Origin of the sequence: Vandammella animalimorsus, from assembly GCF_002285265.1 — a bacterium.
Classification (GTDB): Bacteria; Pseudomonadota; Gammaproteobacteria; order Burkholderiales; family Burkholderiaceae_C; genus Lampropedia.
This window is the reverse complement of the sequence record NZ_NSJB01000001.1, coordinates 343123-366949: the sequence shown is the minus strand read 5'-3', so window position 1 is coordinate 366949 and position 23827 is coordinate 343123. Positions and strand designations below refer to the sequence as shown.

At 70.7% G+C, this 23827-nt stretch carries 23 protein-coding genes; 14 read left to right on the top strand and 9 right to left on the bottom strand.

What is annotated here, in order from left to right; translation table 11 throughout:
- Window positions 1-2 precede the first annotated feature (2 nt).
- The 6 genes from cobW to CK625_RS01590 all read left to right on the top strand — a co-directional run bounded on the left by cobW (window position 3) and on the right by CK625_RS01590 (window position 8927).
- Entirely contained in the window at window positions 3-1055 is a 1053-nt protein-coding gene (cobW, locus tag CK625_RS01615) for a cobalamin biosynthesis protein CobW (RefSeq protein WP_095538509.1), read from the top strand.
- 5 nt (window positions 1056-1060) lie between these two features.
- Window positions 1061-1747 (top strand): DUF2238 domain-containing protein, encoded by a 687-nt coding sequence (locus tag CK625_RS01610; protein WP_238945449.1) that lies wholly within the window; start codon window positions 1061-1063, stop codon window positions 1745-1747.
- 96 nt (window positions 1748-1843) lie between these two features.
- Window positions 1844-3001, top strand: coding sequence for a 3-deoxy-7-phosphoheptulonate synthase (locus CK625_RS01605; protein ID WP_095539019.1), 1158 nt, complete (start codon window positions 1844-1846; stop codon window positions 2999-3001).
- Window positions 3002-3017: 16 nt separating this feature from the next.
- Window positions 3018-6986, top strand: a complete 3969-nt coding sequence (gene cobN, locus CK625_RS01600) for a cobaltochelatase subunit CobN (RefSeq protein WP_095538507.1) — start codon at window positions 3018-3020, stop codon at window positions 6984-6986.
- A 1-nt stretch (window position 6987) separates the two neighbouring features.
- The gene (locus CK625_RS01595; protein WP_095538506.1) at window positions 6988-8265 is read left to right on the top strand and encodes an ATP-binding protein; all 1278 of its coding nucleotides are present in this window, start codon (window positions 6988-6990) and stop codon (window positions 8263-8265) included.
- Window positions 8266-8375: 110 nt separating this feature from the next.
- A complete protein-coding gene (locus CK625_RS01590) occupies window positions 8376-8927 on the top strand; it encodes a vWA domain-containing protein (RefSeq protein ID WP_095538505.1) in 552 nt (183 codons plus the stop codon).
- Between the two features lie 64 nt (window positions 8928-8991).
- Here the strand turns inward: CK625_RS01590 and CK625_RS01585 are convergent, their stop codons facing one another.
- The 4 genes from CK625_RS01585 to CK625_RS01570 all read right to left on the bottom strand — a co-directional run bounded on the left by CK625_RS01585 (window position 8992) and on the right by CK625_RS01570 (window position 12470).
- The gene (locus tag CK625_RS01585) at window positions 8992-9966 is read right to left on the bottom strand and encodes a threonine dehydratase (RefSeq protein ID WP_095538504.1); all 975 of its coding nucleotides are present in this window, start codon (window positions 9964-9966) and stop codon (window positions 8992-8994) included.
- A complete protein-coding gene (locus CK625_RS01580) occupies window positions 9963-10592 on the bottom strand; it encodes a hypothetical protein (RefSeq protein ID WP_238945448.1) in 630 nt (209 codons plus the stop codon). Before CK625_RS01580 ends, CK625_RS01585 begins: the two co-directional genes overlap by 4 nt.
- Before the next feature lie 106 nt (window positions 10593-10698).
- Window positions 10699-11433 (bottom strand): VOC family protein, encoded by a 735-nt coding sequence (locus tag CK625_RS01575; RefSeq protein ID WP_275250224.1) that lies wholly within the window; start codon window positions 11431-11433, stop codon window positions 10699-10701.
- On the bottom strand, window positions 11430-12470 hold the full coding sequence (locus tag CK625_RS01570) for a PhzF family phenazine biosynthesis protein (protein ID WP_095538503.1): 1041 nt from the start codon (window positions 12468-12470) through the stop codon (window positions 11430-11432). The genes CK625_RS01575 and CK625_RS01570 overlap by 4 nt, the downstream gene beginning before the upstream one ends.
- Window positions 12471-12668: 198 nt before the next feature.
- Between CK625_RS01570 and infA the strand changes: the two genes are divergently transcribed.
- Window positions 12669-12917 (top strand): translation initiation factor IF-1, encoded by a 249-nt coding sequence (gene infA, locus CK625_RS01565; protein WP_095538502.1) that lies wholly within the window; start codon window positions 12669-12671, stop codon window positions 12915-12917.
- A gap of 52 nt (window positions 12918-12969) precedes the next feature.
- Here the strand turns inward: infA and CK625_RS01560 are convergent, their stop codons facing one another.
- Window positions 12970-13554, bottom strand: coding sequence for a peroxidase-related enzyme (locus CK625_RS01560; protein ID WP_095538501.1), 585 nt, complete (start codon window positions 13552-13554; stop codon window positions 12970-12972).
- 178 nt (window positions 13555-13732) lie between these two features.
- Here CK625_RS01560 and CK625_RS01555 point away from each other — a divergent pair, with 178 nt between their 5' ends.
- From CK625_RS01555 to CK625_RS01540, 4 genes are all read left to right on the top strand, one after another.
- Window positions 13733-15370 carry an ABC transporter ATP-binding protein gene (locus CK625_RS01555; protein ID WP_095539017.1) on the top strand — a complete coding sequence of 546 codons (1638 nt, stop codon included), beginning with the start codon at window positions 13733-13735 and terminating at the stop codon, window positions 15368-15370.
- 165 nt (window positions 15371-15535) lie between these two features.
- On the top strand, window positions 15536-16678 hold the full coding sequence (locus CK625_RS01550; protein ID WP_095538500.1) for an ABC transporter permease: 1143 nt from the start codon (window positions 15536-15538) through the stop codon (window positions 16676-16678).
- Window positions 16678-17583 (top strand): ABC transporter permease, encoded by a 906-nt coding sequence (locus CK625_RS01545; RefSeq protein ID WP_095538499.1) that lies wholly within the window; start codon window positions 16678-16680, stop codon window positions 17581-17583. Before CK625_RS01550 ends, CK625_RS01545 begins: the two co-directional genes overlap by 1 nt.
- Before the next feature lie 58 nt (window positions 17584-17641).
- Window positions 17642-18883, top strand: coding sequence for a BMP family ABC transporter substrate-binding protein (locus CK625_RS01540; protein ID WP_095538498.1), 1242 nt, complete (start codon window positions 17642-17644; stop codon window positions 18881-18883).
- A 125-nt stretch (window positions 18884-19008) separates the two neighbouring features.
- On the opposite strand, the gene CK625_RS01535 is transcribed toward CK625_RS01540, so the two are convergent.
- Window positions 19009-19320 (bottom strand): hypothetical protein, encoded by a 312-nt coding sequence (locus tag CK625_RS01535; RefSeq protein WP_095538497.1) that lies wholly within the window; start codon window positions 19318-19320, stop codon window positions 19009-19011.
- On the opposite strand from CK625_RS01535, the gene CK625_RS13495 reads away from it, so the two are divergent.
- The 3 genes from CK625_RS13495 (at window position 19319) to CK625_RS01525 (ending at window position 21110) form a co-directional block, all read left to right on the top strand.
- The gene (locus tag CK625_RS13495; RefSeq protein WP_143326135.1) at window positions 19319-19501 is read left to right on the top strand and encodes a hypothetical protein; all 183 of its coding nucleotides are present in this window, start codon (window positions 19319-19321) and stop codon (window positions 19499-19501) included. The two genes, CK625_RS01535 and CK625_RS13495, sit on opposite strands and share 2 nt — an antisense overlap.
- Complete coding sequence (locus CK625_RS01530; protein ID WP_095538496.1) at window positions 19483-20484, top strand: LysR family transcriptional regulator; 1002 nt, start codon at window positions 19483-19485, stop codon at window positions 20482-20484. The genes CK625_RS13495 and CK625_RS01530 overlap by 19 nt, the downstream gene beginning before the upstream one ends.
- A gap of 188 nt (window positions 20485-20672) precedes the next feature.
- Window positions 20673-21110 carry a c-type cytochrome gene (locus CK625_RS01525; protein WP_095539016.1) on the top strand — a complete coding sequence of 146 codons (438 nt, stop codon included), beginning with the start codon at window positions 20673-20675 and terminating at the stop codon, window positions 21108-21110.
- Window positions 21111-21148: 38 nt separating this feature from the next.
- On the opposite strand, the gene CK625_RS01520 is transcribed toward CK625_RS01525, so the two are convergent.
- The 3 genes from CK625_RS01520 to asd form a co-directional block, all read right to left on the bottom strand.
- A complete protein-coding gene (locus CK625_RS01520) occupies window positions 21149-21913 on the bottom strand; it encodes a 16S rRNA pseudouridine(516) synthase (protein WP_095538495.1) in 765 nt (254 codons plus the stop codon).
- 16 nt (window positions 21914-21929) lie between these two features.
- A complete protein-coding gene (locus tag CK625_RS01515; protein ID WP_095538494.1) occupies window positions 21930-22805 on the bottom strand; it encodes a TIGR00730 family Rossman fold protein in 876 nt (291 codons plus the stop codon).
- Between the two features lie 70 nt (window positions 22806-22875).
- Window positions 22876-23739, bottom strand: coding sequence for an archaetidylserine decarboxylase (gene asd / locus CK625_RS01510; protein ID WP_095538493.1), 864 nt, complete (start codon window positions 23737-23739; stop codon window positions 22876-22878).
- Window positions 23740-23827 lie beyond the last annotated feature (88 nt).

The window sequence follows — 23827 nt, the reverse complement described above, 5'->3', positions numbered from 1 at the left end:
GCATGCACACCGCCAAAATCCCCGCAACCATCGTCACTGGCTTTCTCGGCAGCGGCAAGACCACGCTGCTGCGCCACATCCTGGACAACGCCAACGGCCAGCGCATTGCCGTGATCGTCAATGAGTTTGGCGAGCTGGGCATCGATGGCGACATCCTCAAGGGCTGCGGCATCGGCTGCGATGAGGCCGGCAACGAGCGCGAGGGCCAGCTCTACGAGCTGGCCAATGGCTGCATGTGCTGCACGGTGCAGGAGGAGTTCTTTCCGGTGATGCAGCAGCTGGCCGCGCGCCGCCAGGACATCGACGCCGTGCTGATCGAGACCAGCGGCCTGGCGCTGCCCAAGCCGCTGGTGCAGGCCTTCCAATGGCCGGAGATCGCCAACGCCTTCACCGTCGATGCCGTGATCACCGTGGTGGACACCCCGGCTGCGGCGGCCGGGCAGTTCGCCGCCAACCCCGGCGCCGTCGATGCCCAGCGCCAGGCCGACCCGAACCTGGACCACGAATCGCCGCTGCACGAACTCTTCGAAGACCAGCTCGGCGCGGCCGATCTGGTGGTGCTCAACAAAACCGACCTGAGCGCCGCGGCCGAGGTGGCCGCCGTCGAGGCGCTGGTGCGCGCCGAAGTGCCCGCCGAGGTGAAGATCGTGCACGCCCGCCAAGGCCAGCTGCCGCTGCAGGTGCTGCTGGGCCTGGGCAAGGCCGCCGAGGCGCACATCGACGCGCGCCCCAGCCACCACGACCACGACGAGGACCACGACCACGACGAGTTCGATGCCCTGCAGCTGGAGCTGCCCGAGCTGCAGCGCGAGCCCCTGCTGGCCGCGCTGGCCGAGCTGGTGCAGCGCCACGCCATCTTGCGCATCAAGGGCTTCGTGGCCGTGCCCGGCAAGCCCATGCGCCTGCTGGTGCAGGGCGTGGGCAAGCGCTTTGACGCCCACTTCGATCGCCCCTGGCCGGCCGGGCAGGCGCGCAGCACGCGCCTGGTGTTCATTGGCCAGCAGCTCGATGCCGCGCAGCTGCGCGCCGAGCTGCTTGGCCTGCTGGGGCTGTGAGGGCCATGCCCGCACCACATCCGTCCACACCACGCCCGCCTGCCAGCGCCATGCAGGCCGCGCCGCAGCCGCGCAGCGCGCTGAACCGGGCCTTTGCGCCGCTGCTGGCCGTGGCGCTGGGCCTGCTGGCCTGCTGGTCGGCCATCGCGCCGGCCTCGCGCGCCGTTTGGTACGCCGAAGCCCTGCCGGTGCTGGCCGTGCTGGCGGCGCTGGTGATCGGCCAGCGCTGGTTTCGCTTCAGCAACCTGGCCTATTTGCTCATGAGCCTGTGGATGGCCATGCACCTGGTGGGCGCGCACTACACCTTTGCCAACGTGCCCTTTGAATGGGGCAACCGCCTGCTGGCGCCGCTGCTGGGCGAGGGGCGCAACCACTTCGACCGCCTGGCGCACTTCATCATCGGCTTTTACAGCTACCCCATGGCCGAATGGCTGCTGCGCCGCCGCCTGTGCGGGCCTGTGCTGGCCTGCTTCTTCGCGCTGTTTTTCATCATGAGCGTGGCCGCTGCCTACGAAATCATCGAGTGGCAGTACGCCGTGATCGAAGGCGGCGATGCCGGCATCGAATTCCTCGGCTCGCAAGGCGATGTCTGGGATGCGCAAAAAGACATCCTGGCCGACACCCTGGGCGCGCTGACGGCGCTGGGCCTGTTCCTGCTGGTGCGCCCGGATCGCCGCCTGCCCCCGAGCTGATGCCCTGCCCGGCTGGCAGGCCCGCAGACCCGCCTTTTTGCTCCGCCCCACCCTTTTGATTTGCCCGCCCGTGGCACCCACTCCGTCAAGCACGCCATGTCCACCGCCGCCCACACCCCGCCCCTGAACAACCGCCACATCGGCGCGCAAACGCGCCTGCTCAGCCCCCGGGAGCTGCTGGCCGCCCACCCCTTGAGCGAGGCCGCGCGCGCCACCGTGACCCAGGGCCGCCACAGCGTCGAGGCCATTCTCGAGCGCCGCGAGCCGCGCGTCCTGCTGGTCGTGGGCCCCTGCTCCATCCACGATCCGACCGCCGCGATGGACTACGCCCGGCGCCTCAAGTCCCTGGCCGATGAGCTGCAGGACGTGTTCTGCATCGTCATGCGCGTGTACTTCGAGAAGCCGCGCACCAGCGTGGGCTGGAAGGGCCTGATCAACGACCCGGACCTCAACGGCTCCTTCGACATCGAAAAAGGCCTGCACATCGCGCGTCAGCTGCTGCTGGACATCAACGCGCTGGGCCTGCCGGTGGGCACCGAGGCGCTGGATCCGATCTCGCCGCAGTACATCGGCGATCTGGTGAGCTGGACGGCCATCGGCGCGCGCACCACCGAGAGCCAGACGCACCGCGAAATGTCCTCGGGCCTGTCCACCGCCGTGGGCTTCAAGAACGGCACCGACGGCTCGCTGGAGGTGGCCATCAACGCCATCGAAAGCGCCTCGCGCCCGCACAGCTTCCTGGGCATCGACGCCAGCGGCATGACGGCCATCACGCGCAGCACCGGCAACCCCTACGGCCACGTGGTGCTGCGCGGCGGCCACCGCGGCCCCAATTACGACAGCGTCAGCATCGCGCTGTGCGAGCAGGCGCTGCGCGCGCGCGGCCTCACCCCCAGCCTGGTGGTCGATTGCTCGCACGCCAACTCCAGCAAGGATCCGCAGCGCCAGCCGCTGGTGTTCCAGAACGTCATCGAGCAAATCGCCCACGGCAACCAGTCCATCATCGGCCTGATGCTCGAGAGCCACCTGCAAGGCGGCAGCCAGCCGCTGGGCGATGACCCCTCAAAGCTGGCCTATGGCCAGTCCATCACCGACGGCTGCATCGACTGGCCCACCACCGAGGCCCTGCTGCGCCAAAGCGCGCACACGCTGCGCCAGGCGCGCGCCGCACAGCGCAGCGCCGATGCCGGCACCGATGCCACGGCCAGCGCCGCCCCGGCCCAGACACCGGCGCCGGCCAGCGGCGCGGCCTGAGAGGCTCGGCGCGCCCATGCACCTGCTCAGCGCCCGCCCCGGCGGCTTCGTCGAAGACGAGGGCATCGTCACCCGCCTGGAGCAAAGCCCGGCGGACATGGTCGTGCTCAGCAGCGCCGACACCACGCTGGCGCTGCTGGCCGATGCCCAGGCCCAGCTGGCCGCGCAGGATGCGCAATGGCCCTCGCTGCGCCTGGCCAACCTGCTGCACCTGCGCCAGAACGCCTCGCTGGATCTGTACCTGGACGAAGTGCTGCAGCACGCGCGCCTGATCGTCGTCGATCACCTCGGCTCCGAATCCACCTGGCCCTACGGCATCGGGCAAATCAGCGCGCTGGCGCGCCAGCGCGGCCTGGCGCTGGCCATGTTCTCCGGCGATCTGCAGCAAGACCCGGCCCTGCTGGCGCGCAGCACCCTGCCAGCGGCCACCTGCCAGCAGCTGTGGCAATACCTGCGCTTTGGCGGCGCGGCCAATGCCGCAGGCTTTCTGCGCGCCGCTGCGCACGCCGGCCTGGGCCACGGCCAGGCTGCGCCGCCGCCGCGCCCACTGCCGCAGCTGGCCATCCACCTGCCCGCAGCGCTGGGCCCGGCCCACGCCGTGGCCGGCATCGACGACTGGCAGCGCCACTGGCGGCACGGCGCGCCCGTGGTGGCGCTGCTGTTCTACCGCGCCCACCTGCTGGCGGGCAACACCCGGCCCTTCGATGCCCTGGCGCTGGCCTTGCTGCAGCAGGGCCTGAACCCGCTGGTGCTGGCGCTGGACTCGCTCAAGGATCCGCTGTGCCTGCAGGCCCTGCGCAGCCTGTGCCGGCAGCACCAGGTGCAGCTGGTGCTCAACACCACCGCCTTTGCCGCGCTCAACCCCAGCCAGGCCGGCGCGGCCCAGCCCGCCAGCGGGCCAGATGCCTTCACCCCGCTGGCCGGCGACGCGCCCGTGCTGCAGGTGCTCATCAGCGGCAGCAACCGCGAGGACTGGCAAGGCGACAGCCAGGGCCTGCGCCCGCGCGACATCGCCATGCAAATCGTGTTGCCCGAGCTGGACGGGCGCATCATCGGCCGGCCCATCAGCTTCAAGGGCCTACTGCGCCGCTGCGCGCTGACGCAGACCGACGTGGTCGGCTACCAGCCCGAGCCCGAGCGCATCGCCTTCACCGCCGAGCTGGCCGCGCGCTGGTGCCGCCTGCGCCAGCTGCCCGCGGCCGAGAAAAACATCGCCCTGGTGCTGGCCAACTACCCCGGCAGCGAGGGCCGCATCGGCAGCGGCATCGGGCTGGACACGCCCGCCTCCGTGCTGGCCATCCTCGAGGCGCTGCGCGCCCAGGGCCATGCGCTGGGCGCGAGCGAGCAACTGCCGCGCGACGGCGCGCAGCTCATGCAGCAGCTGCTGCAAGGCATTGCCAACGACCCGGCGCAATGGCCGCAGCGCCCGGCGCTGCAAAGCTACGCCCTGGCCGATTACCGCCAGCGCCTGGCGCGCCTGCCCGCGGGCATGGCCGCCGCCATCGACGCGCGCTGGGGCCCGCCCGAGGCCGACCCCATGCTGCGCCAGGGCCGCTTCATGATCGCCGGGCTGCGCCTGGGCCGCGTCTTCATCGGCATCCAGCCCGCGCGCGCGCACCTGCCGGCGCAGCCCGGCGCGGCCACGCAGGACTGGGCCGGCTACCACGACGCCGAGCTCGTGCCGCCGCACCACTACCTGGCGTTCTACTTCTGGCTGCGCGACGTGTTCGCCATCGACGCCGTGGTGCACGTGGGCACGCACGGCAACCTCGAATGGCTGCCCGGCAAAAGCCTGGCGCTGGGCGCGCACTGCTGGCCCGACGCCATCCTCGGCCCGCTGCCGCACCTGTACCCCTTCATCGTCAACAACCCCGGCGAAGGCGCGCAGGCCAAGCGCCGCAGCCAGGCCGTGCTCATCGGCCACCTCACCCCGCCGCTGACGCAGGCCGGCAGCCACGGCCCGATGCAGGCGCTGGAGCAACTCATCGACGAGTACTACGACGCCCTGCTGGTCGATGCGCGTCGCGCCAAGGCGCTGCGCCAGCACATCCTGCAGGCCGTGCGTCAGCAGCAACTGGCCGAGGAGCTGGATTTGGGCCAGGCCCTGGCCGCCGGCCAGGACGATGCCGTGCTCGAACGCATCGACGCCTACCTGTGCGAGCTCAAGGAAACCCAAATCCGCGACGGCCTGCACACCTTCGGCCACAGCCCGCAAGGCGCGCAGCGCAGCGAGCTGCTGCTGGCGCTGCTGCGCCAGGGTACGCCCGAGCAGCCCAGCCTGCCCCAGGCCCTGGCGGCCGACCTGCAGCTGCTCCAGCGCTCAGCGCAGGCCGCGGCCCAGCCCCTGCCGCCCGAGCCCGCGCACTGGCCCAGCACCGCCGCCTGGCAGGGCCCGCGCCCGGCGCTGCTGCAGGCCCAAAGCGCCGCCCCATGGCGCCACCACGGCGACACGCGCGAGCGCCTGCAGCTGCTGGCCCAGCAGGTGCTGCAGCTGGCGCTGGACGATGCGCCCACGGGCTGCGGCGCTGCTGGCCAGGCCAGTGACAACGCCCAGCACGATGCCCGCCACGACGCCCAGCACTGGCAGGCGCTGCGCCAGGCCCTGCCGCACTGGCCGCAGACGCAGGCCGTGCTGGCGCGCCTGCGCACGCAACTGGCCCCGGCGCTGGACGCCTGCGGCCCGCGCGAGCTGCAAAGCCTGTGCGACGGCCTGCAAGGCCGCTTCGTGCCGCCCGGACCCAGCGGCGCGCCCTCGCGCGGGCGCCCCGACGTGCTGCCCAGCGGGCGCAACTTCTACACCCTGGACACCCGCGCCATCCCCACGCGCACCGCCTGGGCGCTGGGCCAGCAGGCCGCGCAGCGCCTGATCGAGCGCTACCTGCAAGAGCACGGCGACTACCCGCAGGCGCTGGGCCTGTCCGTCTGGGGCACGGCCACCATGCGCAGCGGCGGCGATGACATCGCCCAGGCCTTCGCGCTGATCGGCGTGCGCCCGCGCTGGGCCGAAGGCAGCCAGCGCGTGGTCGATTTCGAGGTCCTGCCCCAGGTTGGCCTGGGCCGCCCGCGCGTGGACGTGACGCTGCGCATCTCCGGCTTCTTCCGCGACGCCTTTGCCAACGTCGTGCAAATGTTCGACGCCGCCGTGCAGGCCGTGGCCGCGCTGGACGGCGAGGACGAGGCGCAAAACCCCATCCGCGCCCGCATCCTGCGCGAAAGCGCCGCGCTGCAGGCCCAGGGCCTGGGCGCGCAGCAGGCCCGCGCCCAGGCCGGCTGGCGCGTCTTCGGCAGCGCCGCCGGGCGCTACGGCAGCGGCCTGGGCCAGCTGCTGCACAGCGGCCAATGGCAAGGCCAAGCCCAGCTCGCCCAGGCCTATCTGCAGGCCAGCGCCTACGCCTACGGCCAAGATGCCGATGGCCTGCCCGCGCACGATGCGCTGCGCCGCCGCCTGGCGCAACTGAACATCGTGCTGCACAACCAGGACCAGCACGAAAGCGACCTGCTCAGCGCCAGCGACTACGCCGAGTTCCAGGGCGGCATGGCCAGCGCCGCGCGCCTGCTCAGCGGCCGCCAGCCGGCGCTCTACCACGGCGACCTGGGCCAGCCGCAGCAGGCGCGCGTGCGCAGCCTCAAGGAAGAAATCGGCCGCGTCGTGCGCGCGCGCGCCACCAACCCCAAGTGGATCGCCGGCGCCATGCGCCACGGCTACAAGGGCGCTTTCGACATCGCCGCCACCGTGGACTATTTGTTCGGCTTTGCCGCCACCACCGATGCCGTCAGCGACCACCACTGGGCGCTGCTGACCGATGCCTACGCCGGCGATGCCGCCGTGCGCCAATTCCTGGCCGAGCACAACAGCGCCGCGCTGCGCGACCTGCTCGAGCGCCTGCTCGAAGCCATGCAACGCGGCCTGTGGCGCCAGCCCGGCCCCTACCAGGAGCTGGTGCAGCAGCACCTGCTCGAACTCGAAGACCAGCTGGAGCACTGACATGCCCCACAGCCCCGCCCCGCCACCAGAGGCCAGCGCCGCGCTGCTGCCGCTCTACCCCTTCGCCGCGCTGCAGGGCCAGCCCGCGCTGCAGCAGGCGCTGCTGCTGGCGGCCATCGACCCGGCCATCGGCGGCGTGCTCATCGAAGGCCCCAGCGGCACGGCCAAGAGCACCGCCGCGCGCGGCCTGGCCGAGCTGCTCGAACCCGATGCGCCCTTCGTCACCCTGCCGCTGGGCGCCAGCCTGGAGCACCTGGCCGGCTCGCTGGACCTGGGCCGCGCCCTGGCCGGCCACAGCGTGCAATTCGCCCCCGGCCTGCTGGCGCGCGCGCACGGCGGCGTGCTCTACGTGGACGAAATCAACCTGCTGCCCGATGCGCTGGTGGACGTGCTGCTCGACGCCGCCGCCAGCGGCGTGCACCGCGTCGAGCGCGACGGCATCTCCCACAGCCACGCGGCGCGCTTCGTGCTCATCGGCACCATGAACCCCGAAGAAGGCGCACTGCGCCCGCAACTGCTCGACCGCCTGGGCCTGTGCGTGCGGCTGGACGGCCTGCACGATGCCGCGCAGCGCCAGCACATCGTCAAGGCGCGGCTGGCCTTCGACGCCGACCCCATCGGCTTTCGCGCCCGGCACGCAGCGGCCCAGCAGGCCCTGGCCGCGCAGCTGCAGGCCGCGCGCCAGCGCCTGCACAGCGCCGACGCCCTGCCCTGGAGCGACGCCGTGCACGCCGCCGCCGCCGAGCACTGCCTGGCCGCCCAGGTGCACAGCCTGCGCGCCGACATGGTGCTGCTGCGCGCCGCGCGCGCACTGGCCGCCTGGGAAAGCGCGGCCCACATCGGCACGCAGCACGTCGAGCAGGTGGCCGAGCTGGTGCTGGCGCACCGCCGCCGCCCCGCCAGCGCCCACCAAGCCGCCCAGATCGCCCACGCCGCCCAGGCCGACAGCCCGCCCCAGCCCGCCCCCCAGGCTCAGGGCACACCGCGGGCCGCCGCGCCAGAAGGCGCGCCCGCACACGGCAGCAACGCACCGCATCAAGGCCCAAACCAGCCGCGCAACGGGCATAGCGGGCACAGTCACCATGCCGACGCCCATGGCGGCGGCGCTGGCAGCGCCCGCCCCGCCAGTGAGGCCGACTGGGGCGCGCTGCCGCCCGAGCCCGCCGGCCTGCAGCCGCTGGGCCCAGGCCAGGCGCCGGGCCTGAACGCCCTGCCCCCACACCTGCACGGCCAAGCGGGCGCGCCCGGCCAGCCGCGCCCTGCGGCAAAAAAAGCCTAGGCCTTGCGCCGCGCCGGCCTGCCGGCGCAAGGCCGCCCACGCCAACGCCCAGCCTGGCCACCCAGGCCACCGCGGCCAGCGGCAACGCCGCAGCCGGCCCTTGGGATTGGGTGCGCACGCTCATCGCGCGCGGCAATGCCGCGCTGCAGCCCCAGCACCTGCGCCGCCAAAGCGCGCTGAGCCAGCCGCCGCAGCTGCACTGCATCGTGCTGGACTGCTCGGCCTCCATGCTGCGCAGCGGCGCGCTGGCGCAGGCCAAGGGGCTGCTGCTGGCGCTGATGCAACAGGCTTACCAGCAGCGCCAGCACATCGCCCTGCTGTGCTTTGGCGGCCAGGGCGTGCAACTGCGCCTGCCGCCACAGCGCCCGCCCGCCTGGAGCCAGGACTGGATCGCCCCCATCCCCGGCGGCGGCGGCACGCCGCTGGCCCAGGCCGTGGCCCAGGCCGACCTGCTGCTGCGCCGCCACGCCGGCCCCAACGGCCCTGCCGGCCACAGCCTCTGGCTGCTCAGCGACGGCCGCAGCCAGAGCCTGCCCCAGCGCCCGGCCCACGCCCAGCAGCTGGTGCTGATCGACTGCGAACGCGCCCGCATCCGCCTGGGCCGCATGCGCACCCTGGCCGAGCAATGGCAGGCGCATTACCAGTTGCTGCCTGGGGCTTGAGGCAGGCCGCAAAGCGCAAGCCGCTCAAGGGCTCAAGGGCTCAAGGGCTCAAGGGCTCAAGGGCTCAGGCCGACAGCACCTGCGCCAGCACCTCCGCATCCACATTGGCGCCGGTCAGCGCCAGGCCCACGCACTGGCCTTGCAGCGAGGCGCGCTCCTGCAAGGCGGCAGCCAGCGCGGCCGCCCCCGCGCCTTCGGCCAGATTGTGGGTGTCGGCATGCAGGGCGCGCATGGCGGCGGCCACTTCGTCGTCGCTGACTTGCACCAGATGGTCCAGCCCGGCTTGCAGCACGGCCAGCGCATCGGGGTGGGCGCGGCGCACGGCCATGCCGTCGGCCAGGCGCGTGGTGGCCGGCGCAGGCACCACGTGGCCGGCAGCCAGTGAGTCGGCATAGGTGGTGGCGTGCCGGCTGACCACGCCGACAATGCGCACGCCATGGCCCAGCGCCTGTTTGGCGGCAATGGCCGCGCAGGCGCCGCTGCCCATGCCAATGGGCACATAGGCCACTTGCAGTTGCGGCACGGCGCGCAAAAACTCCAGCCAGTAGCTGGCCACGCCGGCCACCAGCGCCGGATGGTAGCTGGGCACCATGTGCGCGCCGCGCTCGGCGGCCAGGCGCTGGGCATGTTCAGCGCTTTCGGTGAAGTCATCGCCGTGCTCGATCAACTCCACGCCCAGGGCGCGCATGGCGGCGTTCTTTTCCACCGAATTGCCGCGCGGCACGACGATGGTGCAGGCCACGCCGTGGGCGCGCGCAGCCCAGCCGATGCTTTGGCCGTGGTTGCCGCGCGTGGCGCTGATGACGGCGCGCGGCAGTGCGCCCTCATCTTTCAGTTGTTGGAAGTAGGCCAGCCCGCCACGGATCTTGAACGCGCCCACAGGCGTGTGGTTCTCGTGCTTGAGCCAGCATTCGGTGCCCAGACGCTCGGACAGCAGCGCCCAGCGGTATTGCGGCGTGGGCGGGAATTCACGGTAAACGGTGCGCGCGGCCGCTTCGATGGCGGCCAGGCTGGGCAAGGCAGCAGGGGCATGGTTCATGGCGTAGGTGGGCAATGGAAGGTTGATGGCAGTGGATCGAACGGCAGGCCCTGGCCATGACGGCGCAGGCTCTGGCAGAGCCAGGCCCGCTGGGCCTGGGCCAGCGCAGGCTGGAAGTGGGGCGAGAGCGGGTTCATGAAGCCGTGTCGCGTACCCGGCAAGATGGCACAGTGCGCGCCGCTGGCGGCCAGCGCCGGGGCGATGGCCTGGGGCTCAAAGCCCGCTTCGTGCTCGGCAAACACCAGCTGCACCGGGCAGCGCGGCGTGAGCGTGAGGGCATCGCGAATGCGCGAGCCGTAGTACAGCACGGCACGGCTGTGCGGGTGGCAGGCCGGGCCGGCCAGGGCATGCCAGGCGCTGGCCGCGCCAACGCTGAAGGCCACGAGAAACACCGGCGCATCGCCCATGGCCTGCGCGATGCGCTGCGCATAGCGGGGCAAGCCCTGGTGCGCATGAAAGGCGGCCACGGCTTCTGCTTCGCTGGCGTGGGGCGGCCTCTCGCCATCGCCCGGCCAGGGCGAGAGCAGCTGCACGCTGTGCGCCAGGGTCAGCAAGGGCGAGAGCCAGGCGCGCAAGGGCGCATGCAGGCCGTGGATATCGGCGGCGATGAGCAGGCGTTGGGGCATGGTCTTCAGGGGTTGTCTTGACCATCCAGGGCGCCAACTGGTTCTTGGAACCTGTTCACGATCTTGGTGAGGGCGGGAACGGATTTTGAACAGGTTTTCAACGCCGTCACGCCACAGTCACCAGGCCGCGCGGCGTGTGCAGTTGCGCGCTCAAGCGCGCTGGGCCGGCGCTCAGCTGCAGCTGCCCGCTCAGGCCCAGGGCCTTGAGTGCGGCGCGCAGCGCCTCGGCTTGGGGGTGCTGCAAGTGCAGGCTGTGCAGCGCCAAGCCACTGTCGGGCAGGGCGTCGCTCGGGTGCGTCTGGCCCCATTGGATGAGGGTGGGCAGGCAGCCATCGAACAGGCGCTGGCCATCGGGGCGTACAGCGATTTGCCATTGCAGCAGGCCGCGCGGCGTCTGGCGGCTGGCTGGCAGGATGTCGCCGCGCTCGATGCCTTTCGCGGCCAGGGCGGCGCAGGCGCGGGCCAAATCGGGCACGCGCGCCACCCAGTGAATCAGGCGCGGGCCTTGCGCGCGCACCTGGGCGCGCAGGGCGGCATCGTCCATGTCGAACCAGCGCCGCCGCGCGCGGCCATCGGGCCCGGCGGCGGGGCTGGCGGCCGGGTCGATGGCGATGATTTCCAGATAGGCCTGGGCAAATGGCCCGGCCTGCGTGGCGATGGACAGCAGGCGGTTGTGCGTGCCAAACAGCGGGTGTGCGCCGCCAGGGCCGGGCGCGATGCCCAGCGTGGCCTGGCACCAGGCCGCGCCCTGCTCCAGCGTGTCGGCCATGATCACCAGGTGGTCGAGCCGGGCCTGCGCGGCGGCTGTCGTTGCCGCTGCGGTCTCGCCAGCGGCGCTCACAGCTGCACCTCGCCCTGCACCACGGCCACGCAATCGCCGCCCACCCAGACCTGGCCTTGCGCATCGCGCGCCACGTGCACGCGCCCGGCGCGGCCCATGCGACTGCCTTGCGCGGCCACGTAGGCGGCGGGCAGCTGGCCTTGGGCCATCAGCCACTGCGCCAGGCTGGCGTTGAGGCTGCCGGTGACCGGGTCTTCGGGCACGCCGATGACGGAGACGAAGGCGCGCACTTCAATCAGCGGTTCGGCCTCAGCCTGTGCAGGCTGCGCGGCTTGTGCCGCCTGCGCCAGACGCGCGGCCGGGGCAGCGAAGGCGCGTGCCTCGCGGCTGGCGCGGGCAATCAGCGGCGCGCCTGCTTCGGCCTCATCCTCCCCCACTGCCTGGGCCGCCAACTGGGCTGCCAACTGTGCTGGATAGGGCCCGGCCACGCCGGTGTACACGCCCAAGGCGGCCAGCGCGGCGTGGTCGGGCTGCAAAGCCAGCACGGTGTCGGCATCGGCCAGCCACAGGCCCAGCCAGCGCGGGCCATTGTCCAGCCAGCGGGCCTGGCCGATGGCACTCACATCGGGCAGGCCCAGCGCGCGGGCCACCTGGGCCAGCAGCGCCTCGTCCACCGCCGTGGCCTGCATGGGCGGGGCGGCAAAGGCCAGGCGGGCGCCGCCGCCAAGCTGCGCCTCGCGGCGGATGGGGATCAGCCCCTTGGCGCACTGCTGCACGATGCAGGCCGGATCCTTGGGCTGGCCGCCGGCGGCCAACCAGGCAAAGCAGCTGCCCAGCGTGGGGTGGCCGGCAAAGGGCAGCTCCTCGGCCGGGGTGAAGATGCGCACGCGGTAGTCGGCCCCGGCCTCGGTGGGCGGCAGCACGAAGGTGGTTTCCGACAGATTGGTCCAGCTTGCAAAGCGCTGCATGGCCTCGTCCGTCAGGCCCGCGCCATCGAGCACCACGGCCACGGGGTTGCCCCAGCCAGGCTGGGCGGTGAAGACGTCGATCTGGGCAAAGGGGCGGCCGAAGGAGCGGTGAATGGCGGCAGTGGGCATGGCAATGCAACGGCAAGGATGAGGAAAAAGCGCCAGTCTATCGCCAATGGCGCGCAGACCCACACAGCGCGGGCGTGGCTGGCGAAAGGGGGATAAAATCGCGGGTTTTTGTTTTTTCACCCCAGCGCGGCATGGCTGGCATGCGGCGCAGGATACGGCCCAGGGCCTGCCTGGGCCGCCCATTTTTGAATTGTCTTTATGGCCAAAGAAGAACTCATCGAGATGCAGGGCTCCGTCACCGAGGTGCTGCCCGATTCGCGCTTTCGCGTCACGCTGGACAACGGCCACGAGCTGATTGCCTACACCGGCGGCAAGATGCGCAAGCACCACATCCGCATTCTGGCGGGCGACAAGGTGACGCTGGAGATGTCGCCCTACGATCTGAGCAAGGGCCGCATCATCTTCCGCCACCTGCCCGGCCGCGGCGGCCCGGCCTCGTCGAGCTGAGCGCCACCGCCGCCGGCTGCCGCCGGGCTTGGCGGCCCAAGCCCTCAAGCCTTCAATCCGCCCTGGGCTGACGGGGAATGCGCCCGAGCAGATAAAACTCCGGGTTGGGCAGCAGGCCCGTGGCGTTGGCGATGCGGTTGGACATGCCGAAAAAGGCCGTGATGGCGATGATGTCCCAGATGTCCTCATCGTCGAAGCCGTGCGCCTGCAGCGCCTGGCAGTCGGCGTCCTCGACCTGGGCCGAGTGCTGGCTGACCTTGACGGCAAAGTCCAGCATGGCGCGCTGGCGCGGCGGCAGATCGGCCTTGCGGTAGTTGATGGTCACTTGGTCTGCCAGGCGCGGCTTTTTCTCGTAGACGCGCAGCAGCGCGCCGTGGGCCACGACGCAGTACAGGCATTGGTTGAGCGCGCTGGTGGCGGTGACGATCATCTCGCGCTCGCCCTTGGTCAGCGAGCCGCCCTCGCGCAGCATCAGCGCGTCGTGGTAGGCAAAAAAGGCGCGCCACTCGGCCGGGCGCCGCGCCAGGGCCAGAAAAACGTTGGGAATGAAGCCGCTTTTCTCCTGCACCTGCACGATGCGCTCGCGGATGTCGGCGGGCAAGTCGTGCAGTTCCATCAATGGGAAGCGCTCTCGCATGGGGGTGTCTCCTGTTGGCTCAATCTTCTGAAAATTGTTTCCTGGCGCATCAGGAAACCTCGAACGCCAAGATAATACGCAGCGTTTGCCCATTGGCCTGTCGCGCAGTCGGCCCCATGCCGCTGGCCTGCGGCTGAGCTGCCCGCCCCACGCCCACAGCGCCTACAGCGCCCGCCCCATGTCCTACCTGCCCCAGCCCGATGCCGAGTCGCTTGAGCTCTCGCAACTGAGCCTGCCGCCTGCGCCGCGCCTGCAACTGGCGGGCATCACCAAACGCTATCCCGGCGTGGTGGCCAACGACGGCATCGACCTGACGGTCGAGCGCGGCCAGATCCACGCCATCCTGGGGGAGAACGGCGCGGGCAAGTCCACGCTGATGAAGATCATCTACGGCGCCGTGCAGCCCGATGCGGGCAGCATGCACTTTGACGGCCAGCCGGTGCGCATGCGCTCGCCGCACCACGCACGCCAGCTGGGCGTGGCGATGGTGTTCCAGCACTTCAATCTGTTCGAGTCGCTGACGGTGGCCGAGAACATCTGGCTGGGCCAGGAGCGCCAGATGCGCCGCGACATGCTGGACGTGCACCTGGACGAGATCGCCACGGTGTTCGGCCTGGACCTGGACGTCAGCCGCCCGGTGCATGCGCTGAGCGTGGGCGAGCGCCAGAAGATCGAGATCCTGCGCAGCCTGGTGGCCAAGCCCAAGCTGCTGATCCTGGACGAGCCGACCTCGGTGCTCACGCCGCAGGCCGTGCACAGCCTGTTTGGCGTGCTGCGGCGCCTGGCCGATTCGGGCTGCAGCATCCTCTACATCAGCCACAAGCTGCACGAGATCCGCGCGCTGTGCGACGTCTGCACGGTGATCCGCCAGGGCAAGGTGCGCGGCGTGGTCAACCCCAAGGAGCAAAGCGATGCCTCGCTGGCGCGGCTGATGATCGGCATCGAGCCGCCGCGCCTGCTGAGCCGCCACCACCGGCCAGGGGCCACGGTGCTGGAGGTGCGCGGCCTGCAACTGCCCAGGGCGAACCGCTTTGGCGTGGATTTGCACGATGTGCAGCTGCAGCTGCAGGCCGGCGAGGTCGTGGGCATCGCCGGCATCTCCGGCAACGGCCAGAACGAGCTGCTGCAGGCGCTCAGCGGCGAGGACGCGCGCGCCGCGCCCGGCCAGGTGCTGCTGTTCGGCCAGGACGCGGGGCGCGCCGGCGTGCAGCAGCGCCGCCGCGAGCACGGCCTGCACTTCGTGCCCGAGGAGCGCCTGGGCCGCGCCACGGTGCCCAGCATGAGCCTGGCGCAAAACCTGCTGCTGACGCGACGCCTGGAGCATGGCCCGCTGGGCTGGCTCAGCCCGCGCCGCCTGCACGCCAAGGCCAGCGCGCTGATCGAGCGCTTTGGCGTCAAGGCCGCCGGCAGCCACGCCGCGGCGCGCTCGCTCTCGGGCGGCAATCTGCAAAAGTACATCGTCGGGCGCGAGATGGACGCCGCGCCGCGCATCCTGCTGCTGGCGCAGCCGACCTGGGGCGTGGACGTGGGCGCGGCCGCGCAGATCCGCTCGCAGCTGCTGGCGCTGGCCGAGGCCGGCTGCGCGGTGCTGGTGGTCAGCGAGGAGCTCGAAGAGCTGTTCGAGATCTGCGACCGCCTCTACGTCATGGCCAAAGGTACACTCTCGCCCTCGCTGCCGCGCGCGCAGGCCAGCGTGGAGTTGATCGGCCTGTGGATGAGCGGCCTGTGGGAGACGCCCGAGCAGGGCCAGGCCGGCCAGGCCACCGACCAGCGCCATCGGCGCGATGCCCAGCAGGAGATCGCCACGATGGTGTGATGCCCCCCCTTGTGGCGCTGATGCGCTGAAAGCGGCTCGCGCCACCGCCCGACCCGATCTGGCCCAGCCCAGCAAGCCCCGGCGCGGCAGCCAGCGCAGAATGCGCCGCAGCCGCCCCCTTTCTTTCATCCCCCTGCCCTTTCCCGCCCCAGCAACCTGCCCGGCATGAAACTCGTTCTCGAACCCAGGCCCCAGCCCTCGCGGCTGTGGTCGGCCCTCTCCCCGCTGCTGGCGCTGCTGCTGACCATGCTGCTCGGCGCCGTGCTCTTTGGTCTCTCGGGCACCTCGCCGCTGCAGGGGCTGGCGGTGTTTTTCGTCGAGCCGCTCAAAAACGCCTACGCCTGGGGCGAGATTGCCCTGAAGGCCACGCCGCTGCTGCTGATCGCGCTGGGCCTGGGGCTGTGCTTTCGCTCCAACATCTGGAACATCGGCGCCGAGGGCCAGTTCGTGCTGGGCGCCATCGCCAGCGGCTGGGTGGCGCTGCAGGCGCAGCCGGGCAGCGGCGCGGGCTTCATCGCGCTGATCCTGCTGGCCGGCAGCCTGGGCGGCATGGCCTGGGCAGCCATCGTGGCGCTGCTGCGCGACCGCTTCAACACCAATGAAATCCTGGTCAGCCTGATGCTGGTGTACGTGGCCATCCAACTGCTGAACTACCTGGTCTATGGCCCCTGGAAGGATCCTGCGGGCTACAACTTCCCGCGCACGGCCTCGTTCGATGTCGCCACGCAGCTGCCGCGCCTGATGAGTGGCGCACGCGCCAATGCCGGGCTGTGGCTGGCGCTGGCGGCCTGCGCGCTGATGTGGCTGTTCATGTTCCGCACCCGCGCTGGCTTTGCCCAGCAAGTGGGCGGCCTGGCGCCCGCGGCGGCGCGCTACGCCGGCTTCCCGGCGCGGCGTGCGCTGTGGACGGCGCTGCTGCTCTCGGGCGCGCTGGCCGGGCTGGCCGGCGCGCTGGACGTGATCGGCCCGGTCGGCCAGCTCAACCCGCAAATTCCCGTCGGCTATGGCTTCACGGCCATCATCGTGGCCTTCGTCGGGCGGCTGCACCCGGTGGGCATGGTGTTCTCCAGCGTGCTGCTGAGCATGCTGGTCATCGGCGGCGAACTCTCGCAATCGCAGCTGGGCCTGCCCAAGTCGCTCTCCAACGTCTTCCAGGGCCTGCTGCTGTTTTGCCTGCTGGCCTGCGACACGCTGATCAACTACCGCCTGCGCCTCAAGCATGCGCCGGCCAATGTCGCGGCCGCGCCGGCCGCCGCCGCGCCCGGTGCAACGCCCGGCGCGGCAGCCAGCGCCCACCAAGGACTGTGATGGACCTGTTCATTGCCTCCACCCTGAGCACCGGCACGGTGTTGGCCCTGGCTGCGCTGGGGCTGCTGATCAACGAGAAGGTCGGCATCGTCAACCTCGGCGCCGAGGGCATGATGCTGTGCGCGGCCATTGCCGCCTATGCCACTGTGGTGCACAGTGGCAGCCACACGCTGGGCCTGCTGGCCGGCGCGGGCGCGGGCGCGGCGCTGGCGGCCGTGCTGGGCCTGCTGGTGATCTTCCTGCACACCAACCAATACGCCACCGGCCTGGCGCTGAGCCTGTTCGGCATGGGCTTTTCCGCCTACGTCGGTGTGGGCTACGTGCAGGCCAGCATCGCCGCCACGCCCAAGCTGGCGCTGGCGCCGCTGTCGGATCTGCCCTTCATCGGCCCGGCGCTGCTGCAGCACCATGCGCTGGTGTACGCGGCCATCGCCCTGGCCCTGGCCCTGGCCTGGCTGTATGGGCGCACGCGCACCGGCCTGGTGCTGCGCGCCATCGGCGAGTCGCCCGAGTCGGCCCACGCCCTGGGCTACAAGGTGCGCGCCATCCGGCTGCTGTGCGTGGCCCTGGGCGGCGCGCTGTGCGGGCTGGCCGGCGCTTATCTTTCGACCGCCTACGCGCCGCTGTGGGCCGAGGGCATGGTCTCCGGCCGCGGCTGGATTGCCCTGGCGCTGACGGCCTTTGCCACCTGGCGGCCGCTGCGCATTCTGCTGGGCGCTTATTTGTTCGGCAGCATGACCATGCTGCAGCTGAGCCTGCAGGCCGGCGGCATCCAGGTGCCCAGCCAGTTGCTCAGCATGCTGCCCTACCTGGCCAGCATCGCCGTGCTGGTGCTGATCTCGCGCAACCCGGTGTGGATCCGCACCAACATGCCCGCCTCGCTGGGCAAGCCCTTCTCTCCCTGAGCGCCCGCCTGGCGCGGCCGCCCTCTTTCGTTTTTTCACCCACTTTGGAGAACGCCCCATGAGCCCCCTGCCCCATCGCCTGAGCCTGCGCAGCGCCGCCCTTGCGTTGTGCGCCGCCACGCTGGCCGCCTGCGGCCAGCAGGACGCCCCGGCCCCCGCGCCAGCGCCCGCCCCCGCGCCTGCACCGACAAGCAGCAGCGCCAGCCCTGCACCGGCTGCAGCGCCAGCCAGCGCACCGGCGGCTGCGCCCAGCGCCGCCGCACCATCGGGCGAGCAGGCCGCGGCCGAGAAAAAGCCGCTCAAAGTGGCCTTTGCCTACATCGGCCCGGTCGGTGACGGCGGCTGGACTTTTGCGCACGACAACGGCCGCAAGGCCATGGTGCAGGCCCTGGGCGACAAGGTGCAGACCAAGTTCGTCGAAAGCGTGCCCGAGTCGGCCGATGCCGAGCGCATCCTGCGCGGCTTTGCCGCCGAGGGCCACGACGTCATCTTCGGCACCACCTTCGGCTACATGGACTACATGGCGCGCCTGGCGCAGGACTTCCCCAACGTCAAGTTCGAGCACGCCACCGGCTACAAGACTGGCCCCAACCTCAGCACCTACGACAGCCGCACCTATGAGGGCGCCTACCTGGCGGGCATCGTCGCTGGCGCAATGACCAAATCCAACGTGCTGGGCGTGGTCGGCTCCGTGCCCATCCCCGAGGTGATCCGCAACATCAACAGCTTCACGCTGGGCGCGCAGTCGGTCAATCCGGCCATCACCACCAAGGTCGTCTGGGTCAATGAATGGTTCAGCCCCCCGAAGGAGACCGAGGCGGCCACCTCGCTGATCCACAGCGGCGCGGACATCCTGTTCCAGAACACCGACTCGGCCGCCGTCATCAAGACTGCGCAGGAAAAGGGCAAGCGCGCCTTCGGCTGGGATTCGGACATGACCGCCTACGGCCCGCAGGCGCACCTGGCCTCGGCCGTCATCAACTGGGGCCCCTACTACACCCAGACCGTGCAGGCCGCGCTGGAGGGCAACTGGAGCAGCAAGCAAAGCTGGTGGGGCGTCAAGGAAGGCGCGATCGACCTGGTCGGCCTGGCCGATGACATCCCGCAGGAAACCAAGGACAAGGTCAACCAGGTCAAGCAAGGCCTCAAGGACGGCAGCTTCCACATCTGGAAAGGCCCGATCCTGGACCAAAGCGGCCAGGCCGTGCTGGCCGATGGCCAGGTGGCCGACGATGCCTTCCTGCTGGGCATCAAGTTCTACGTCAAGGGCGTCGAAGGCCAGGTGCCCGGCAGCAAGTGATCGCAGCGCAGCGCCGCCTGCGCGCAGCATGAAAAAACCCCGCCGTGACTGAGCTGGCGGGGTTTTTTCATGGATGCCGCGCAGGCCTCAAAGGCAGCGCGGGCATCAAGGGCCTGCAGGCGCGATCAGCTGGCATCGCCCACGCGCAGGTGGTGGCCATGGGCCAGCGCATCGCGCGTGGCGCTGCGCACCTGGGCGCGCGTCAGGCCGCTGGCCGGCTGCGGCTGCGCGGCGCGGGCCGAAGCCTCGCCGGCGGCTGGGCGCTGGGCCAGCGCCTCGGCCTGCACGGCCGCGCGCTCCACGGCCTGATGCGACTGCTGCTGCGGCCAGAAGAGCGGGGCTTCGCCAGCGGCAGGCATGGGCTGGGCGGCAAACGCCTGGCCTGCCAGCAGTACAGCGGCCAGGGCGGGGGCGGCGGAGATGAGACGGCGGTTCATGGTCGTGATTCCTTTCACTTTCAAAGTCCATGCAGCGCAGACGTTGCGCTGCAAAGAGCCTGTGGCAAAAGCCATCGGTGGCTGCATGAAACGCATTGTGCGCACGCCGCGTCGTGTTAAAAAGCCGGCAAAAAGCACAGAACTTATTCCAATCTGGAAACAATGGATTCGCTGGAACTGATCGAGACCTTTCGCGAAGTCGTGCGCCGCGGCGGCTTCTCGGCCGCGGCGCGCTCGCTGGGCATGTCACCGGCCAACGTCAGCAAATACGTCGCCGCGCTGGAGCAGCGCTTTGGCCTGCGGCTGTTTCACCGCACCACGCGCCGCGTGACCCCCACCGATGCCGGCCAGCTGCTCTACGAGCGCAGCGGCCCAATGCTGGAGATGCTGCACCTGACCCGAGACGAGCTGCTCACGCGCGCCAGCGTCCCCAGCGGCAGGCTGTACCTGACCGCGCCGCACGGCGTGATGCAGTCGCGCCTGTCGCAGTTGCTGGGGCAATTTCTCGAGCGCCATCCGCAGGTCTCGCTGCACCTGCGCGTGAGCAACCAGCACATCGACCTGGTCGAAGAAGGCGTGGACATCGCGCTGCGCGTGGGCCCCATCCCCGATGCCAACCTGATCGTGCGCCGCCTGCTGCCCATGCACTTCGCGCTCGCCGCCACGCCCGGCTACTGGCAGGCGCACGGCCGCCCCAGCCATCCGCGCGAGCTGGCCGGGCACCGCACGCTGTGCGTCACGCCGCTGGGCCAGGCGCCGCAGTGGCTGTTCAGCGAGCAGGGGCGGCGGCTGGAGGTGGCGCTGCAGCCGCTGGTCGAAAGCACCGACGCCCTGCCGCTGACCACGCTGGCGCTGCAAGGGCTGGGCGTGGTCTATCTGCCGCGCCTGATGCTCGAGCCGCACCTGGCCAGCGGGGCGCTGCAGGCTCTGCTGCAGGAGTTCGTCCCCAGTGAGCTCTACCTCTACGCCGCCTACGCCCAGCGGCGTCACAACAGCGCCGCGCTCAAGGCCTTGCTCGAATTCCTGCAGCAGCAGGCGCAGGCCATGCCCGAGCTGAGCGCCCTGGCCGTTGCGCCAGCGCCGCCGCCCGCACCCGCACCCGCACCCGCACCCGCACCCGCACCCGCACCCTCCTCACGCGCACGCCAGCGCCGCACGCCATGAGAGCGCGGCGCTGGCTGTGTTAGGCTCACCGCCCTGCGCCGCCCCACCGCCCTACCACCAAGATACGCCGCCCGCGCCGGCTTGGCATCGGGCCTGTTCATCCATGCCGGCCGATGGCCATGATGGTCAATCGGAGAAATGGGGAAATGGGGGCGCACGGCATTCAAGCACCCACGATGGTCTGCACCATGATTTTCTCGACCTTTCGCCGCCTGGCGCTGCTGTGCTGCGCCCTGGGCCTGCCGCTGGCCGCCGCCGCCAGCGAGCAGCTGATCAAAAGCAAGGCCTGCATTGCCTGCCACAGCGTGGAGCGCAAGATCGTCGGCCCGTCCTTCAAGGACATCGCCGCCAAGCGCCACGCCGAGGACGGCGCGGCCGCGGCCATGGCCGAGCGCATCCGCAAAGGCAGCAAGGGGCAATGGGGGCCCGTGCCCATGCCGCCCAACACGCGCGTCAACGAGGCCGAGGCCCAGGCGCTGGCGCAGTGGATTCTCTCGCTGCACCCGGCCAGCACCGCGCCAGCCCAAGCGCCGCAGACTGGCTCAGATCAAACGGCCGCCAACGCCAAGGGCAGCCCCAAAGACCAGCCCAAGGAAGACCAAGCAAAACCCACGGCCAAGCCGTGAGCGGCCTGGCCTTTTGAGCAGGCCATGCGCGCCTGCGCTCAGGCCTTGTGCAGCAGCAGCGCCAGTTGCTCGGGCTGCAGCCAGCGCCACTGGCCCGGGGCCAGGTCTTCGGGCAGTTGCAGCGCGCCGATGCGGCTGCGGTGCAGCGCCTCGACGCGGTTGCCCACGGCCGCGATCATGCGCTTGACCTGGTGGTACTTGCCCGCGTGCAGCGTCAGGCTGATGTGGGTGGGGCTGTGCTGCTCGATGGCGTCGGCGCGCACGGTTTGCCCGGCGCGGGCATCGTGCAGCACCACGCCCTGGCGCAGCTGCTCGATCTGCGCGGGCGTGACGGCGTGGCGCGCGTGCACCTCATAGACCTTGGGCACGTGGTGACGCGGCGAGCTCATGCGGTGGATGAAGGCGCCATCGTCCGAGAGCAGCAGCAAGCCGGTGGTGTCCTGGTCAAGCCGGCCGATGGCCTGCACCCCCGGCTGCCCGCCCTTGACGGGCCGCTGGCGCAAGGGGCCGGGCAACAGGGTGTAGATGCTGGGGTAGGCCGAGGGCTTTTGCGAGCACTCCGTGCCGGCGGGCTTGTGCAGCATCACATAGGCCTTGGCGTGGTAGGGCCAGATTTGGCCCTGCACGCGCAGCCGCAGCGGCGGCTGCGCCGCCTCATCGACGGGCAGCCATTGCGCCGCGTCATCGGCGCGCTGCCAGGGGCCATCGCCCCAGGCGAACTCCACCAGGGCAGCTTGCACCAGGCCATGGCACACGCGGCGCGTGCCAAAGCCTTGCGAGTACAGAATGTCGGCCAGCTGCACGGCTGCGCCCAGGGCCTCAGGCTGCGCGCCCGTTGGCGTAGAAGCGACGGATCAGCTCCCAGGCCTGCTGGGGCTCGTCGCAATAGTGAAACAGCTCCAGATCCTCGGGCGAGATCATGCCCTCCTCGACCAGCACCTCAAAGTGCACCAGGCGCTTCCAGTACTCGCTGCCAAAGAGGATGATGGGCACGCGCTTGGCCTTGCCCGTTTGCACCAGCGTCAGCACCTCGAACAGCTCATCGAGCGTGCCAAAGCCGCCGGGGAACACCACCAGCGCCTTGGCGCGCATCAGCAGGTGCATCTTGCGCAGCGCGAAGTAATGGAACTTGAAGCTCAGCCCCGGCGTGATGAAGCGGTTGCCGCTTTGCTCGTGCGGCAATGTGATGTTCAGCCCCACGTTCAGCGCGCCGGCCTCGTAGGCGCCGCGGTTGGCCGCCTCCATGATGCCGGGGCCGCCGCCGGTGCAGATGACAAAGCGCTGGGGCACCGGCTCGGATTCGCAGGCGCGCGAGACCAGGTGCGCAAAGGCGCGCGCGCTTTCGTAGTAGCGCGCGTTGCGCACCATGCGCTGCGCACGCGCCAGGGCGGCGGCATCGCCGCTGCGCTGCGCCGCTTCAAGCTCGGCCTGCGCCGTCTTGGCATCGGCCACGCGCGCGCCACCAAACACCACCACCGTCTGGTGGATGCCGCGCGCCTCCTGCTCCAGCTCGGGCTTGAGCAGCTCCAGCTGAAAGCGCAGGCCGCGCGTTTCCTTGCGGCTCATGAACTCCGGGTCGTCAAAGGCCAGGCGGTAGGACTCGGGCTGCAGGGCCTGGGGGTTGAGGGTCTGGGCGTCGATCTCGTCGATCGAGCGGGTCAGGGTGTTGTGAATTTGCGGTGGCGTGGCTTGCATGAAGAAATTCGATGGCAATGAATCAATGAAGGATATGCGGGATGGGTTGGGATGGCTGCGGCCCTGGCCCTCAGGCATGGGCCGCAGCGGGCTGGGCCGCGCCGCTGCTGGCCATGGCCTGGCCCATGCGCACGGCTGCGCCGAGCTGCCACTGCGGGCCCCAGCGCAGCCGCGCCTCGGGGGGCGTGAGCACGATCACGGTCGAGCCCAGCAAAAAGCGCCCCATTTCCTGGCCCTGGCGCAAATCCACGGGCGCGCCGCTGGCGTACTCCCAATGGCGCACAGCGCCCGTGCGTGGCGGCGTGACCACGCCATGCCAGCTGGTGGCAATGCTGCCGACGATGGTCGCGCCCACCAACACCAGCACGAATGGCCCCCAAGGCCCTTCGAACCAGCACACCAGGCGCTCGTTGCGCGCAAACAGGCCATCGAGCGCCTGGGCCGTGGCCGGGTTGACCGAATACAGATCGCCGGGCACATGGCTCATGCGCAGCAGGCGCCCGGCGCAGGGCATGTGGATGCGGTGGTAATCGCGCGGGCTGAGGTAGAGCGTGGCGAAGTCGCCCTGGTGAAACGGCGCGGCGCGCTGGGCATCGGCCAGCAGCTCGGCCACGGTGTAGTCGCGCCCCTTGGCCTGCACGATGCGCCCCTGCTCGATGCGCCCGCACTGGCTGATGGCGCCATCGACCGGGCAGATCCAGTCGCTCTCGGCCAGGGGCCTGGCATCGGGGCGCAGCGCGCGCGTGAAGAAATCGTTGAAGCAGGCGTACTGCGCCGCATCGCTGTGCAGCGCCTCCTGCATGTTCACCTGATAGTGCCGGATGAACCAGCGGATCAGCGGCTGCGCCAGCCAGGGCTGGCGCGCCGCCGCCAGCTGGCCAGCCAGGCGCGTGAGCGCCACGCGCGGAAGCATCTGTTGCAGCAGCAAGGTCATGAAGATTCCAGAACGGCGCGCAGATGGCGCCTTTTCGGGGCAAAGGGCGCGATTTTAGAGCCTGTTCAAAGCCCACGCCTGCCGCGCT

Bases quoted from the DNA above. Each gene is read 5' to 3' on its own strand.
- cobW (WP_095538509.1), top strand. From the start codon at position 3: ATGCACACCGCCAAAATCCCCGCAACCATCGTCACTGGCTTTCTCGGC.
- CK625_RS01610 (WP_238945449.1), top strand. From the start codon at position 1,061: ATGCCCGCACCACATCCGTCCACACCACGCCCGCCTGCCAGCGCCATG.
- CK625_RS01605 (WP_095539019.1), top strand. From the start codon at position 1,844: ATGTCCACCGCCGCCCACACCCCGCCCCTGAACAACCGCCACATCGGC.
- cobN (WP_095538507.1), top strand. From the start codon at position 3,018: ATGCACCTGCTCAGCGCCCGCCCCGGCGGCTTCGTCGAAGACGAGGGC.
- CK625_RS01595 (WP_095538506.1), top strand. From the start codon at position 6,988: ATGCCCCACAGCCCCGCCCCGCCACCAGAGGCCAGCGCCGCGCTGCTG.
- CK625_RS01585 (WP_095538504.1), bottom strand. From the start codon at position 9,966: ATGAACCATGCCCCTGCTGCCTTGCCCAGCCTGGCCGCCATCGAAGCG.
- CK625_RS01580 (WP_238945448.1), bottom strand. From the start codon at position 10,592: ATGCCCCAACGCCTGCTCATCGCCGCCGATATCCACGGCCTGCATGCG.
- CK625_RS01570 (WP_095538503.1), bottom strand. From the start codon at position 12,470: ATGCCCACTGCCGCCATTCACCGCTCCTTCGGCCGCCCCTTTGCCCAG.
- infA (WP_095538502.1), top strand. From the start codon at position 12,669: ATGGCCAAAGAAGAACTCATCGAGATGCAGGGCTCCGTCACCGAGGTG.
- CK625_RS01560 (WP_095538501.1), bottom strand. From the start codon at position 13,554: ATGCGAGAGCGCTTCCCATTGATGGAACTGCACGACTTGCCCGCCGAC.
- CK625_RS01555 (WP_095539017.1), top strand. From the start codon at position 13,733: ATGTCCTACCTGCCCCAGCCCGATGCCGAGTCGCTTGAGCTCTCGCAA.
- CK625_RS01550 (WP_095538500.1), top strand. From the start codon at position 15,536: ATGAAACTCGTTCTCGAACCCAGGCCCCAGCCCTCGCGGCTGTGGTCG.
- CK625_RS01545 (WP_095538499.1), top strand. From the start codon at position 16,678: ATGGACCTGTTCATTGCCTCCACCCTGAGCACCGGCACGGTGTTGGCC.
- CK625_RS01540 (WP_095538498.1), top strand. From the start codon at position 17,642: ATGAGCCCCCTGCCCCATCGCCTGAGCCTGCGCAGCGCCGCCCTTGCG.
- CK625_RS13495 (WP_143326135.1), top strand. From the start codon at position 19,319: ATGGTCGTGATTCCTTTCACTTTCAAAGTCCATGCAGCGCAGACGTTG.
- CK625_RS01535 (WP_095538497.1), bottom strand. From the start codon at position 19,320: ATGAACCGCCGTCTCATCTCCGCCGCCCCCGCCCTGGCCGCTGTACTG.
- CK625_RS01530 (WP_095538496.1), top strand. From the start codon at position 19,483: ATGGATTCGCTGGAACTGATCGAGACCTTTCGCGAAGTCGTGCGCCGC.
- CK625_RS01525 (WP_095539016.1), top strand. From the start codon at position 20,673: ATGATTTTCTCGACCTTTCGCCGCCTGGCGCTGCTGTGCTGCGCCCTG.
- CK625_RS01515 (WP_095538494.1), bottom strand. From the start codon at position 22,805: ATGCAAGCCACGCCACCGCAAATTCACAACACCCTGACCCGCTCGATC.
- asd (WP_095538493.1), bottom strand. From the start codon at position 23,739: ATGACCTTGCTGCTGCAACAGATGCTTCCGCGCGTGGCGCTCACGCGC.